13 protein-coding genes are annotated in these 13328 nt (G+C 71.8%); 8 read left to right on the forward strand and 5 right to left on the reverse strand.

The features are described 5' to 3' along the window. Nucleotides 1-152 precede the first annotated feature (152 nt). Nucleotides 153-740: a molybdopterin-dependent oxidoreductase gene (locus AB0D31_RS09755; protein WP_362719471.1), complete on the forward strand. Its 588-nt coding sequence runs from the start codon at nt 153-155 to the stop codon at nt 738-740. Nucleotides 741-945: 205 nt separating this feature from the next. Beyond that, a complete protein-coding gene (locus AB0D31_RS09760) occupies nt 946-1722 on the forward strand; it encodes a class I SAM-dependent methyltransferase (protein ID WP_362719474.1) in 777 nt (258 codons plus the stop codon). A 3-nt stretch (nt 1723-1725) separates the two neighbouring features. Here AB0D31_RS09760 and AB0D31_RS09765 read toward each other — a convergent pair whose 3' ends face one another. From AB0D31_RS09765 to AB0D31_RS09780, 4 genes are all read right to left on the reverse strand, one after another. Further along, nucleotides 1726-2283 (reverse strand): pyridoxamine 5'-phosphate oxidase family protein, encoded by a 558-nt coding sequence (locus AB0D31_RS09765; protein ID WP_362719476.1) that lies wholly within the window; start codon nt 2281-2283, stop codon nt 1726-1728. A 146-nt stretch (nt 2284-2429) separates the two neighbouring features. Further along, nucleotides 2430-3041: a hypothetical protein gene (locus tag AB0D31_RS09770; protein WP_362719479.1), complete on the reverse strand. Its 612-nt coding sequence runs from the start codon at nt 3039-3041 to the stop codon at nt 2430-2432. Between the two features lie 264 nt (nt 3042-3305). Then, nucleotides 3306-3431: a hypothetical protein gene (locus tag AB0D31_RS09775; RefSeq protein WP_362719481.1), complete on the reverse strand. Its 126-nt coding sequence runs from the start codon at nt 3429-3431 to the stop codon at nt 3306-3308. A 239-nt stretch (nt 3432-3670) separates the two neighbouring features. Continuing rightward, a complete protein-coding gene (locus AB0D31_RS09780) occupies nt 3671-4210 on the reverse strand; it encodes a transposase (RefSeq protein ID WP_362719484.1) in 540 nt (179 codons plus the stop codon). 1011 nt (nt 4211-5221) lie between these two features. On the opposite strand from AB0D31_RS09780, the gene AB0D31_RS09785 reads away from it, so the two are divergent. The 4 genes from AB0D31_RS09785 (at nt 5222) to AB0D31_RS09800 (ending at nt 8638) form a co-directional block, all read left to right on the forward strand. Next, a complete protein-coding gene (locus tag AB0D31_RS09785) occupies nt 5222-6403 on the forward strand; it encodes an acyl-CoA dehydrogenase (RefSeq protein ID WP_362719487.1) in 1182 nt (393 codons plus the stop codon). Continuing rightward, nucleotides 6400-7164 (forward strand): PIG-L family deacetylase, encoded by a 765-nt coding sequence (locus AB0D31_RS09790; RefSeq protein ID WP_362719490.1) that lies wholly within the window; start codon nt 6400-6402, stop codon nt 7162-7164. The genes AB0D31_RS09785 and AB0D31_RS09790 overlap by 4 nt, the downstream gene beginning before the upstream one ends. Nucleotides 7165-7328: 164 nt before the next feature. After that, nucleotides 7329-7916: an SAM-dependent methyltransferase gene (locus AB0D31_RS09795; protein ID WP_362719523.1), complete on the forward strand. Its 588-nt coding sequence runs from the start codon at nt 7329-7331 to the stop codon at nt 7914-7916. Continuing rightward, nucleotides 7913-8638, forward strand: coding sequence for a glycosyltransferase (locus AB0D31_RS09800; protein ID WP_362719493.1), 726 nt, complete (start codon nt 7913-7915; stop codon nt 8636-8638). The genes AB0D31_RS09795 and AB0D31_RS09800 overlap by 4 nt, the downstream gene beginning before the upstream one ends. 55 nt (nt 8639-8693) lie before the next feature. Here the strand turns inward: AB0D31_RS09800 and AB0D31_RS09805 are convergent, their stop codons facing one another. Next, complete coding sequence (locus AB0D31_RS09805) at nt 8694-9905, reverse strand: phosphodiester glycosidase family protein (RefSeq protein ID WP_362719495.1); 1212 nt, start codon at nt 9903-9905, stop codon at nt 8694-8696. 415 nt (nt 9906-10320) lie between these two features. Here AB0D31_RS09805 and AB0D31_RS09810 point away from each other — a divergent pair, with 415 nt between their 5' ends. After that, nucleotides 10321-11811: a PQQ-binding-like beta-propeller repeat protein gene (locus AB0D31_RS09810; protein ID WP_362719498.1), complete on the forward strand. Its 1491-nt coding sequence runs from the start codon at nt 10321-10323 to the stop codon at nt 11809-11811. A 174-nt stretch (nt 11812-11985) separates the two neighbouring features. After that, nucleotides 11986-13179: a hypothetical protein gene (locus AB0D31_RS09815; protein WP_362719500.1), complete on the forward strand. Its 1194-nt coding sequence runs from the start codon at nt 11986-11988 to the stop codon at nt 13177-13179. Nucleotides 13180-13328: the final 149 nt, after the last annotated feature.

Genomic DNA, 13328 nt, shown 5'->3' on the forward strand with positions numbered 1-13328 from the left:
GTATCGAGAAGAACAGGCGGCCCGCGACGGCTCGGCCTTGCCCGGCCCGGGCCTCGCGGGTGCAGGCCGGCTAGCGTCATCAAGTCGCACCTGCCCCACTGACCTAGGCTTTCCCCTTGTATCTGCGTCGACAGGAAGGGTGAGCCCGCCTCATGGACCACGGCATGCTGCCGCCGGGCCAACGCCTGGCCAAGGGATGGCCCATCTCCCACTACGGCCCTGTGCCGCGCTTCCGTCCCGAACGGTGGACGCTTCAGGTTTTCGGTGCCACCGCCGACGGAGGCACCCGCTCCTGGACGTTCGACGAAGTCCTCGACATGCCCAAGACGACCGTGGAGGCGGATCTGCACTGCGCGTCGGGCACCAGCACCCTCGGCCACACGTTCTTCGGCGTCCCCGCACGCACCGTGCTCGCCCTCGCGCCGCCCGCCGACGGCGTGTCGCACATCATGGCCTGGGCCGAATACGGATACAGCGCCAACCTTCGGCTGTCGGACTTCACCGCCGAGACCACCGTGCTGGCCACCCACCACAACCATGAGCCGCTCACCGCCGAACACGGCTTCCCGCTGCGCCTGGTGGTACCCCACCTGTTCGGCTACAAGGGGCCCAAGTGGCTGCGCGGCATCGAATACATGACGCGGGACCGGCGCGGCTTCTGGGAAGAGCGCGGATATCACAACATCGCCGACCCCTGGTCGGGCCGGCGCCACTCGTACCAGGAGGACGAGACCCCGTAGCGCCCCACAACCTCCAAACGCACTATCGCAGGTGCGGCGCTTTTTGGCTGATGGGACAAGCATGGGCGAACCATCTAGGCGATCGAGCCTCGCAGATGCAAGATGAGATGCGTCGCCCGGGACGCGGAGGCACCGCCCCCGGCCCACAACAGGCCCACAACAGGCCCACAACAGGCCCACAACAGGCCCACAAGGCGAGGTCCCCATGGTCATGCGCACCTACGACGCAGGCGTCGGCGATGTCTATTACGGCACCCTCGCGCCCGGATACCGCTCCTACCGTCGGCCGGACGAGCGCATCGCCCGCGTCATCGCCCAGGCGCTCGGCGACGCACACTCCGTCCTCAACGTCGGCGCCGGCACCGGCTCGTACGAGAGCGAGGCCCACGAGACCACCGCGGTGGAGCCCTCTCTCGCGATGCGGGCCCAGCGGCCCGCCGAGCTGGCCACCGCCATCGACGCCGTCGCCGAGGACCTCCCGTTCGCCGACGGCCGGTTCGACGCCGCCATGACCCTCTTCAGCGTCCATCAGTGGTCCGACCCGGCGGCCGGTCTGCGCGAGATGCGCCGCGTCACGCGGGGCCCGATCGCCGTCCTGACCTGCGATCCGGCGCGCGTACGCAACTTCTGGCTCTATGAGTACGCCCCCGAGGTCCTGGAGACCGAGGTCCGCCGCTACCCCCCGATCGACGAGCTGAGCGACGCGCTCGGCGGCACGGTCACCGCGCAGATCGTGCCCATCCCGCTGGACTGCACCGACGGGTTCAACGAGGCGTACTACGGCCGCCCCGAGATGCTCCTCGACCCTGCCGCGCGCCTGGCCTGCTCGGCGTGGAGCTTCATCGACGACACCGCGCGCCACGCCTTCGACACGTCGCTGCGCCGCGCCCTGGGTTCCGGCGCCTGGGACGAAGCCTTCGGCCATCTGCGCCACCGGCCGACCTACAACGGGTCGCTGGTCCTGCTGCGCGCGGTCCTGTGAGGGTCAGAACGTCCAGCGGGTGTGGGTGAAGGCCCCGTCGTCGCGCCCGAAGCCGTACGCCGTGCCCGGGGCCACCGCGAAGATCACCACATCCCCCGTGCGGAAGGCGTCGCTGATGCCGTGGAAGGTGCCTTCGGGCGCGGTGATGTGCGGCCCGTACTTCGTCTCGTACGCGGCGATCACCTGCTCGATGACCTCCGGGTCGCCGACGGACTCGGCGGTGCCCTCGATCACGAGGTCGAGCCCTTCGGTGAGCGAGTTGCTCCCCGTGATCAGGGCGCAGTGGCGGTCGTGGGCGAGGTTCTTCGCCTTCTGCTCGCCGGGGCCGGTGGAGAAGTACAGGACGCCGTCGTGCCAGGCGGCGATCACCGGCGTGACGTGCACCCTTCCGTCGGGCCGCACCGTGGACACCCAGAAGATCTCGGCGCCCTCCATCCGGCGCCGGGCCTCGGCCCACTCGGTCGCGGCGGCCTGTGCGGCGCCGGGGCGGGGGTTGAGGGCGGAGCTGTAGCGGGAGTCGAGTTCGGTGGTGGGGTGCTGGGCGGATCCGGGCGTGGGCATGATGGTCTCCTTTCGCTCTCCTCGTCCTGTAGGACGACTGCAGAAGAGCACGGAAATCATCGCGGCGCCGCTCGGGCCACCGCTGCGCACCGGAGCCGTCGCCAGTGAGGGGCGCGGAGCCTTTCCCGGCTCCGCGCCGGCCTCACTCAGGCGATGCGGGTGTGCACCGTGGCGGTGTTGTTCGCGGTGGTCTTCTCGGGCGACGTCGTCGTCACCTTGGTCACGAGCTGGACCTTGCCGCCACCGTGCGAAGGCCCGCGGCCCGCGATCTGGACGCGTACGGTCTCGCCGGACTTGAGCGCGCCGATCGTCGTCACGACGCGGCCGTCGCCGCCGAGCGTGGCGTGGGCGGAGCCCTGGACGACGCGGTGGGCGCGGTGCTCGATGCCGTTGGGCAGGGTGGTGACCGAACGCACCGAGTGGGCCGTGGACTTGCCGGTGTTGGTGATCTGCACCGTCCACAGCTGTTCCTGGTTGTGGTCGATGTGCGCGGGGCCGGACGCGGAGACGGCGACGTCGGCCCGGTTCTGGGCGGGTACGCGCGGCGTCCAGGCGTCGCCGTAGTCCTTGTCGTAGTTCTTCGTCCAGTTGTCGCTGTAGTTGCCGGTGTAGCCGTTAACCCACCCGTCGCCGTAGTCGGGGCCGTACGCGGCGGAGGCCGGGGCGGCGACGGCGAGGGACACACCCGCTACGGCGGCGGCGGCGATCGCGGCGGCAGCCACGCGGGGACGCAGGGTGCGGGTCGGCCGGGAGAACATCAAGGGACAAACCTCTCGAAGGTCGGATGCGGTACGAAGCGTCGCCGTCGGTGGGTGCGGCGACATGCCCCAGCCTGGTTCACGCCCCGGCCGCGCCCGTTCGGCACAGGTCCTCGATCAACAGGCCCTTGGCCCCGGCGTGCCGAAGGTCCCCCTCGACCGAAAGCATGAGGGAGGGCGGGGGATTCGGCGTTGCAGGAGGCGTGATCGAGGCGGCGCGGCGTCATCCGCGGGTGGGCGCCCGGCGGATGACGCGGCGCGGCGTCATTCGCGGGCAGGCGCCGGCGGCGCGACGAGGGCGTCCCACGCGGCCGTCGCGCAGGTGATGACCTCTTCCAACTCGGCGCGGGTGGCGCCGTCGCGGGCCTGGACGGAGAGCCCCTCGATCACGGTGGTGCAGTAACGCGCGAGGGCGTCGATCCGGGCCGGCGGCGCGGTGAGGTCGCCCTCGGCGACGACTGGGCCGTTGCCGCCCGCTGTCCCTGGTTGTCACCGGCGGGCAGCGGGCGGACTGCACCCACTTCCAGACGGTGCTGGCGAAGATCCGCGTTCCGCGGGTCGGTCCGGGCCGGTCCCGCACGAAGCCCGACAGCATCTCGGCCGACAAGACACCCCATGCAGCTATGGGGTCAAGCAGCTGTTGCGAGCGATGGGAGTGCCGGTGAGGCAAAGGCGAGCGACTCGTCGAATTTCCGGCGGGTGGTCAGGCAGTGATGGAGCTGGCCGATCATGCGGTTGAACAGGTTGCGGAGGGCCGCGTGGTAGCGGTCGCCGGCTTCCCGTCGACGGTTGTAGTGAGAATGGGCCCCGAGTGAAGCGGTGAGTGCGGCAAACGCCCAGTGCCGGCCAGCCGCGGCCAGGCGGCTGTTCTTGATCCGGCGGTGGCTGACGCGACGGCTCTTGCCGGATTCCCTCGTCACAGGGGCGCTTCCGGCATAGGCCTTCAGGTCTCGGGCCGTGGCGAACCGGGTGCGGTCGTCACCGATCTCCGCCAGTATCCGGGCACCGGTGAGCACTCCAAGTCCGGGGAAGCTCGTGATGATCTCCGCGTCGGGATGCTGCAGAAAGAGTTCTTCGGTGTCGTGCGCCAGCTCGTCACAGGCTCGGCAGGCCGTCTCGAGCTGGGCGAGCAGTGCGCGTGTCTGATGTCCCATCGCCTTCTCGACCAAGGACGGCCGGCGAAGCCGGGGCCGGTGGAGCACTTCGAGGATCCGGTCGGTCTCGGCCTCGATCCGACGTTGACGGCCGGCCCGTGTGACGGCGGCTCTGAGCCTGCTTCGGGTGAGCCGGGCGGCCTCGGCCGGAGTGGGTGCGATCGCCAGGATCGCGCGGGCTTCACGCGTCAGCAGGCGTTCCCGCTTGTCGGCGGACGCTTCGAGGATCCCCGGGTAGTACTCACGCAGGTGCGATCGGAGTCGGTTGTCGGCCCGGGTGCGGTCACCGCCGCGCTGAACGGAGTTGTCAGTACTTCAGTGGCGTCCAGGCGGGATGCTCACAGCGCCGGCCGGCCCGAGCAACCTGCCCGCCCCGGGCAGGCAACTCGCCTCGAAGCCCTCCTCCGAAGCGACCCGCTCGGCGCGGCCCGCACACGAGGCGGCATCGAGCGCTCTGCCATGGTTGCGCACCCCCTTCGCCGCGCATACGAAGCCGGGCGCCGTCGAGACGCGTCCGTGTGGGTCGCCCACCGCGGCATTCCGGACCGTACGCCGCCGCCGGCCGAGCCCTCGCCCGATCCCCGCGGGGACATCGCCCACTGTCCGCGGCCCGTGGCCTTCGCCCGGTCCCGCGGCGAGGACACTGCCCGCCGCCCGCCATCCGCGGCCCGTGATGCGGACGGGCTGACGCCTGGCGAGGATGAAGACGTCAGGACGCGGCACCGCCGACGCGAGGAGGACCGCCCGGCACCGGGAACTCCCCCCGCACCGGGGTTGACGGTGCCGGCGCATCCCGGCGCGCGCCGGGGGTACGCCTCCTTGGGCGTCCGGCGGGAGCGGGCGCCTGGGAACTCGATGACCGTCCCTGGGCAAGGAGTAGCGCAGATGCAAGGAACCGCGTACGACGTACGCTCGGGTGCCCAGGGCCCGGGCCCCCACGGTCCGGAGGGCCCCCACGGCCCCAGTGGGTCCAACGAATTCAGCGGGTTCGACGGATCAAACGGATCAAACGGATCGGCGGCGTGGATGCGCGAGGTCTGCCGGGAGACTTCCTCGGAGTTCGCCCGCTGCGTCGCCGAGATCGATGCGGGTCTCCTGGACTTCCCGCTTCCGGGAAACGGCCGGACCTCTGACCGGTTCGCCGCCCTGACCCGGGTGGCGGAACGCGACCTCTCGCTGGTCCGTCTCGTGGAGGGCCACGTGGACGCCGTCGCGATCCTCGCCGAACTCGAAGGCCCCGCGGTCCGGCCCGGCGAACGCTGGGGTGTCTGGGCCGCCGAGCCGCCCGGGCAGGGGCTCACGGCGACGCGCGGCGAGCACGGCTGGGTGATCAACGGCCTCAAGCGGTACTGCTCGGGCGCCCACAGTTGCACCCACGCTCTGGTGACCGCGAAGGCCGAGGACGGTCGGCGACTCTTCGCCGTCGCTACGGGAGCGGGAGTAGGAGCGGGCGCGGGAGCGGGAGCCGGGATGGGTGCAGGCGCCGACTCGGGCGCGCGTGCCAACGCGGGCGCAGACACGAGTGCCAACGCGGGCGCGGGCACGGGGACCGACGCCGGCGGAGGCGATGCGAGTGCGGGCGCCGACGCAGGCGGGGGCACAGGGGCCGATGCGGGCGCAGGCCAGGGCGGGGCGGGTTCCCGCGTGGGCGCATGCCGGCCCGTCGAGGGCACCTGGCAGGCGCTCGGGATGGCCGCAAGCGACAGTGCCGACGTGACGTTCACCGACGTCCCCGCGGTGCCGGTCGGCGGTGTGGAGGCGTATGTGAACAGGCCCGGCTTCCAGCACGGCGGCATCGGCGTCGCGGCCTGCTGGTACGGCGGCGCCCGCGCCGTCGCACGCGTCCTGGCCGAGACGGCGGGGCGTCGCGGGGCGGACCCGCTCACCGATGCCCACCTCGGCGCGGTGGACATGCGCCTGCACGCGGCGGGCGCGGTCCTGAGCCAGGCCGCCGCGGAGATCGACCGGGATCCCGCCGACGAGGAAGGGATGGCCCGGCTGCGGAGTCTGCGGGTGAGGGGGTTCGTCGAGTCGGTCTGCGCCGACGTCCTGGCCCACGTGGGCCGGGCCACCGGCGCGGAGCCTCTGTGCCACAACCCGTCCCACACCCGCTGCGCCACCGACCTCACCGTCTACATCCGTCAGCACCACGGCGAGCGCAACCTCGCGGAGCTCGGCCGGCTCATCGCGGAGGCGGGGCAGAAGTGACGGGAACCGAAGCGCCCCCGCCCGCCGACCCGATCCAGGCGCCCGGCACCCCGGAACGGGAGTGGCGGGCCTGGAACGGACTGAACGACCTGCCCCCGGCCCCCCTTCCCCAGCGGGGCCGGGTCGTGATCGTCGCGGCCCACCCGGACGACGAGGTACTGGGAGCGGGCGGCACCCTCGCCCTCCTGGCGCGGGCCGGGCTCCACCTCACCGTCGTGTCCGTGACCGACGGCGAGGGCTCCCACCCCGGCAGCACCCGCGTCACGCCCGCCGAACTGGCCGGCATCCGGGCCGAGGAACTCCGTCGTGCGCTGACCGCGCTCGGCGCCCCCGGCACCGAGGTGATCCGCCTGGGCGTGGCGGACACCCGCGTCGCCCTGCACGAACACGACGTGACCGCCGCGTTGAAGCCCCTGCTGGGGGATGCCCGGCTGTGTCTGGCGCCGTGGACCGGGGACGTACACGGCGATCACGAGGCGGCCGGGCGGGCCGCGTCGCAGGCGGCCCGCTCCGCGTCCGTCGACTGCTGGACGTACCCGGTGTGGACGTGGCACTGGGCCCGCCCTGCCGACCCCCGCGTGCCGTGGGACACCGCCGCCACGGTGCGTCTTCCCGCCGAGATCGCGGCGCTGAAGCGGCGGGCGGTCGAGGAGTTCACCTCGCAGATCAACCCGTTGGGGCCGGACCCCGCCGACGCGGCCGTCCTGCCACCCGATGAACTCGCCCACCACCTGCGGGACATCGAGGTGTTCTTCACATGAGCATGAGCGACCATTCCCGAGCGGACACGAGCGGGCACTCCACCCCGGACACGAGCAGCCGCGCGATTCCGGCCACGAGCAACCTCTCCGCCCCGAACACGAGCACCCCGGCGGATGCGATCACGAGCAGCCATCACTCCACCCCGGCCTCGTACTTCGACGCCATGTATAGCGGCGCCGAGGATCCCTGGCACCTGGCGGAGCGCTGGTACGAGCGGCGTAAGTACGACCTGACCGTGGCCGCGCTGCCCAGGGAGCGCTACCGCAGGGCCTTCGAACCCGCCTGCTCGGTCGGGGAGTTGACCCGCCGCCTGGCCGTACGCTGCGACGCGGTGCTGGCGTGCGACCGCGTACCGGAAGCGGTATCAACCGCCCGGCGTCGCACCCGCGCGTACCCGCAGGTGGACGTGGAGCAGATGGCCGTCCCCGGCCAATGGCCGGAGGGAACCTTCGACTTGATCGTGCTGTCCGAGCTGCTCTACTACCTCGACGACACCACGCTGCGCACCCTGCTGGAGCGGGCGGTCACGTCTCTGGAGCCCGGCGGCACCCTGGCCACCGTGCACTGGAACCACCCCGTCCCGGAACATCTCACGACCGGGAGCGGCATCGCCGACGCCCTGGCGGATGTGCCGGGCCTGAGGCTGCTGGCCGATCACCGGGAGGACGATTTCGTCCTGCAGATCCACCAGCGCCCGAACGCCGACGGAAGCCGCCCGGCGACGCCCGCCGAGCAGGAGGGCCTGACGTGAGATTTGAGGCCGTCGCGGTCGTCGTCCCGGCGCACGACGAGGAGGCGCTCCTGCCGGCCGCGCTCGAAGCGGTGCGCACCGCGAGCGGGCACCCCGGTCTCGCGCGGGTCCGGGTCCTGACCGTGGTCGTCGCGGATGCGTGCCGGGACGATACCGCCCGCGTCGCCCGCGCAGCGGGAGCCGCCGTCGTCACGCGCGACGTCCGCAACCCGGGGCTGGCCCGCGCGGCCGGCGCCGCGCATGCGCTGCGGGCACTCGGCACGGCCGCGGAGCACGTCTGGATCGCCACCACCGACGCCGACAGCGAGGTACCGCCGCAGTGGCTGGCGCACCAACTCGCCCGCGCGCGGGAGGGATGGGAGGCGGTCGTGGGTACGGTCGCCCTGCCCTTCGCCTCACCCCTCACCCATCTGCACCGCGCGCGCTACGAGGCGACCCGCCCCCCGAGCGGCGCGTGGCACCACCCGCACGTCCACGGAGCCAACCTCGGTGTCACGGCGGCCGCCTACCTCGCGGTCGGCGGCTTCCCGCCTCTGTCCGTGGGCGAGGACCAGGCCCTCATCGCTGCGCTGCGACGGGGCGGCCACCGCGTCCTGGCCACAGCGGCCTGCCCGGTCCTCACCTCGGCGCGCCTCCAGGGCCGCGCCCACGGCGGTTTCGCCGACCATCTGACGTCCCTGACGCGACGAGGCCCCCAGGAGCCCCAGAACGCCATCGACTGACCGATCTCCCGACCCCGCCCGCAACGTAACCCGTCCCGTCGCAGCCGACGGGGCCTCAGGGACCGAAGAGGGCGATGCCGTTGGGTACGCGGCGTTGCCGGCCCTGGTCGAGGGTGTTCCGTACGACCGCGTGCCCGGTGGCGGGGTCGCGGGTGACGAGGGTGGTGGAGCCGCCTCCGTCGAGGTGAACGCCTTCGTCGCAGCCCAGCGAACCCAGCAGACGCGCGAGTTCGGCGAGGGTGAGGCCGGTGGCCGTTGATTCCCGCCCGTCGGTGGCGACCAGCCTCATCAGATGACCGTGCTGCGCGAGACCAACGGCCGTACGGGGAGCGGCGGTTACCGCGTCCAGACCTGGCAGTGGCCGCCGGTTTGCGAGCACGCGGTAGGCGCCCAGGGCGAAGGTGAACGGGACCGGGCTGGTGGACCCGAGACGGTAACCGACGTCGACCGGGATGCCAGGGGTGAGGGAGCGCAGCGCACGGGCGCCCTCCTCGCGACCGAGGGCGACGACGGTTCCGGGCGGGATCGGCCCGCCGCCGGGGACGGTGGCGGTGCGCTGGACTCGCCCGTGACGGATCGTCACCTCGAAGACGTCGTGGCTGCAGGGGGCCGCCCGGTCGCGATCGGTGCCGCAGACCGCGCGGGCACGTGAGGCGCTGCCCCACTGAGGGGTGAACAGGCCGATCGCCCCTTCGGGGAGCGCGTACTGGTTGAGGCCGCGTACGGGCAGGGTTGTCCGCGGGGTGCGGAGCTGTCCGTGGAGTGTGAGGCGTGCGGTGCGGGCTCTGCCGTCCGTGCCGACGCCGAGGACGTCCGCACCGCTGTCACCCGGTGGCAGCGCGCCTCCGAAGCGCTGACCGTCGGGGACCGCCGCCTTCAGCGGCCGACTGTCGCGTACGGCCGCACCCGAGGCGGCGCCGGTGGCGGGGATGCCGGGGTGCTGGTCCTCGCTGATGTGGAAGAAGTCCCCGTTGATCGCGGCGGCGGCCCCTTGACGATCCGCCATGTCGGACACGGGCGCCCGGTCGGCGACGGCGCCGGGGTACAGGAGGCCGGCCCGTACCCCGGGCCGGCGCAGGTCGACGGTCAGCACATGGATCCGGATCGGACCGTGCGCGGTGGGCAGTGTGAACGCCCTGTACTCGATGCCCGGCGAGACGTGCTCCGCACTGCCCGCGTCGGCCGGGGCAGAGCCCTGCGCGGGAGCGGCGGCGCACAGCAGGAGCGTCAGCAGAAGGACAGTGGCAGCGGCGCGAACGCGATTCATCCGCCCAACATCCCGCCGAGTACGGCCCCTCCTCTACAAGCGCGGCGTGCACCTGGCCGATACCACCCACACGCCATGGCGGGGACATTGTTGACGCTACGCGAGGGGGCGGGCGGCCATGGAGTTCGCTTCGGACGTCAGCGTCGGGTGAGAGGATCATGTTCATGCCTCTGCCTCAGCCCGCCGTCTGACGTCGCTCGCCCTGCGTACCGACTTCGGTGGCGACGGAGGCCGGGATGCGGTGCGTACCGCACCCGACCAAGCGACGATCACCGCCACCACTCCCTTTTTCCATTGAGGTACGTACGTCATGAGCCAGCCACCCCAACAACCGCCCGGTGTTTCGCAGGGGTTCGGGCCGCCTCCCACGCCGTTCGGGCCACCCCCCACGCCCTTCGGACCAGTCGTTCCGCCGATGCCCAGCACCCCGCCGACGTATTCCTCCGCGCCGGCCGTGCGGCGCCCGCGGCAATGGCCGGCCTACGCCCTCATCGTGGTGGGCATCGCTCTCGTGCTCGGTTCCAGCACCGTGTATGTGACATCGGGTGGCGACGGAGGCACCGGTACCCCGGTGGCAGGTGCGAGTAAGGGAGCCGCCGGCGGCGGTAAGGGCGGCAGCGGCGGCCAAACTGCCCCGCCTTCCGCCAAGTTGCTCTTCCATCCGTTCGCGCCGAAGGCCATCAACGATATCGACGATGTCTCTGGTGAGTGGCTCACCGACAAGGTGTACGCCAAGGCCGGTTTGAAGGACATCACCGGCTACAACCGGACAAGTGGCGCCCAGCTCTGGAAACTTCCCCTTGGCACGACGGTGTGCAACTCGACCCTGCAGAGCACTGCGGACGGCCTGACCGTGATCGCGTACGAGGACGAGAACGGGCCCAAGTTCGAGGGAAGCGGACCCTGCACGGAGCTCGCGGCGTTCAACATCGCCACCGGCAAGATGCTCTGGCATTCCAGCACGCCCACCATCGGCATCTCCGCCGATGGGTCCGGTGACGCCAGACTCCCCGTCGTGGAGATCGCCATCAGTGGTGGCACCGCCGCGGTAGGCGCGGGGCCCGCCGGTGGCGCCGCCTGGGACATAGCCACGGGTAAACAGCTGTGGAAGCCCAAGGCCGGCGCCGACAACTGCCAGGACGACGGCTACGCCGGAGGCCCCGCGCTGGTCGCCGTCCGCCGATGCGGCGACTACGCCAAGCCGTCCCTCACGGTACAGACGCTGGACCCCACGACCGGACAGCCGCTGTCCACGTACAAGGTGTCCTCGGCGTTCACGGACATGCACGTGCTGTCCTCCAAGCCCCTGGTCGTCGGCGGCTATCCCGGCGACAGTTCCGGCGCCAAGGTCTCCGACATCTACTCCGTCGACGAGAAGACCGGCAAGGAACTGGCCCACATCACGATCCCCGACGAGAAGTACGCCATCGACTGCAAGCTGGAGGTGGGCACCTGCCTGGGCCCCTTCGCGGGCGGCGGCAAGCTGTTCCTGCCCACGGCGGAGCACTCCAACGTATCGCCCGAAGTGCCCGGCCACACCAACGAGTACGTCGCCTTCGACCTCGCCACCGGCCAACCCGTAGCGGGCCGCGCCGACGCCGGCGATGGATCCAGGCTCTTCCCCATCCGCATGGACGGCACCAACGTCATCGCCCTGCGCACTCCGCGCGTGTACGGACACGGCGCCGTGGTCAGCATCGACGGCGCCACCATGAAGCAGACCGTCCTCATGGAGCTCCCGAACGACGACAAGCTCCTCACCTCTGTCCTGGCATCCTTCATCTACCGCGGCGACGACCTGCTGTACGACAAGGGCCGGCTGTACATCGGCGCCCGACTCCTGGACAAGGACACCGACGACATCGAGGGGCCGCATTACCTGTTCTCCGTCCTGGGCACCAACTGACGTGTCCGCGGCCGCCGTTCCCTCTCTGTGCGGGTCGTCAGGCCCTCAGGTCGTCAGGCCCTCAGGTCGTCGGGGCTTCGGGTCTTCGGGTCCTCGGGTCCTCGGGTTCCGAGAAGAACCCGCACGGCTGGATCTCGGCAGGGCGTTGTCAGTGGGTGCTGGCAGGGTGCGGGCATGACGGTTGGAGAGAGTGGCCGCTTGACGCGGATCCTGAGCGGGTTGCCGACGGCGGCCCGAGAACTGCTGTTGGGGACGGACTGGGCTTCCCTCCGCCACGCCTACGGCTCCGCCGAGGACATACCTGGGTCCCTGTGCTGCCTCGTGGACGAGGACCCCGATGCACGGTCCGAGGGGCTGGCCGTGTTGGACGCCGCCGTGCTGCACCAGGGCTCGCTGTACACCGTCACCGCACCCGCTGCGCTGTTCGTCGCGGCGGTCCTCGATCACCCCATGGGCCTCACCGAGCAGGAAGGACGCTTCCCGTGGGACGACGGGCCGCCCCGCACCCTGCGGGCCGCCCTCCTCGCCTGGTTGGGGCAGGTGGCGGAGTCGGCCGCCCAGGGGGAGGACCCGGAGCGGGACCGGACCCACTGGCAGTGGGAGCCCTGGCACGACGAGACGGTTCGCGAGCACGACCCCGACGAACTCGCTTCGCTGCACGCGTGCCGGACCATACGCCCCACCCTGTACGACGCCGTCGAACCGTTCGTCTCCTCGCCCGATCCACACGTCCGTGAAGCGGCGCTCGGCGCCGTGACGCCACTCCTCTGCGACCCCGCGCTCGCCGACCGGGTGCCGCGGGCCGCCGCACTGCTGCGGGCTCGGCTGGGCACTGGGACGGCGCGACGGGAGCGAGCGGGTGTGGCGCGGGCGCTCGGCCTGTGGAGGACGGACACCTCCGACCTGCTCGTCGACTCGGATCCGGCGGTGCGGGTCTGCGCCGCGCTCGGTCCCGCCCCTGCCGATCGACCACGCGCTCTCGCCGTCCTCCTCGACGCGCTGCGGGACCCGCGAACGACGGACGGCTGGTTCCCCGAGCCGCTGCCCGGGCTCGACGGGTGGTTCCGGTTCACCGTGCTGCGTTCGGCGCTCGCGCTGGCCGCATCATTCGACGAGGTGGCACCGGTGGCCGTCACCATCGTGGCCGCCGGCGGCACGTCGTTCGCCGACTACGAACGCGGCCCGATCCTGCTCAGAGCCTTCCCCGGCGGCCACGACCCCCTGCATCAGCTCACCTCCGCCCAACGCGCCCTGCTCCGGGCCTTCGTGGACACCGACGAGGCGACGGGCGGCATCGCCGGGAACGCGTTGTGGTTCCGCGCGGCCGGGCTGCCCATGGACCGGACGGGCGTCGCGGGACTGCTGTGACTACCCGTAAGGGAACAGGGTCACTTCGGGCGTGGCCCGTCTCACGTGAGACGGGGCCCCCCCGGCTATTGACACCCCCCCCCATCGTTGACCCCGGGCAAAGACTAACCCCCCCCCCCCCGTGGGAGTGGGCCAGGAAAGAAAGCCCG

The sequence above is a fragment of the Streptomyces sp. NPDC048361 genome (assembly GCF_040651795.1).
GTDB lineage: Bacteria > Actinomycetota > Actinomycetes > Streptomycetales > Streptomycetaceae > Streptomyces.

Coding starts and splice junctions, on each gene's coding strand:
- AB0D31_RS09785 (WP_362719487.1), top strand. CDS start 5,222: ATGCGCGAGGTCTGCCGGGAGACTTCCTCGGAGTTCGCCCGCTGCGTC.
- AB0D31_RS09755 (WP_362719471.1), top strand. CDS start 153: ATGGACCACGGCATGCTGCCGCCGGGCCAACGCCTGGCCAAGGGATGG.
- AB0D31_RS09810 (WP_362719498.1), top strand. CDS start 10,321: ATGCCCAGCACCCCGCCGACGTATTCCTCCGCGCCGGCCGTGCGGCGC.
- AB0D31_RS09765 (WP_362719476.1), bottom strand. CDS start 2,283: ATGCCCACGCCCGGATCCGCCCAGCACCCCACCACCGAACTCGACTCC.
- AB0D31_RS09795 (WP_362719523.1), top strand. CDS start 7,329: ATGTATAGCGGCGCCGAGGATCCCTGGCACCTGGCGGAGCGCTGGTAC.
- AB0D31_RS09770 (WP_362719479.1), bottom strand. CDS start 3,041: ATGTTCTCCCGGCCGACCCGCACCCTGCGTCCCCGCGTGGCTGCCGCC.
- AB0D31_RS09815 (WP_362719500.1), top strand. CDS start 11,986: ATGACGGTTGGAGAGAGTGGCCGCTTGACGCGGATCCTGAGCGGGTTG.
- AB0D31_RS09805 (WP_362719495.1), bottom strand. CDS start 9,905: ATGAATCGCGTTCGCGCCGCTGCCACTGTCCTTCTGCTGACGCTCCTG.
- AB0D31_RS09760 (WP_362719474.1), top strand. CDS start 946: ATGGTCATGCGCACCTACGACGCAGGCGTCGGCGATGTCTATTACGGC.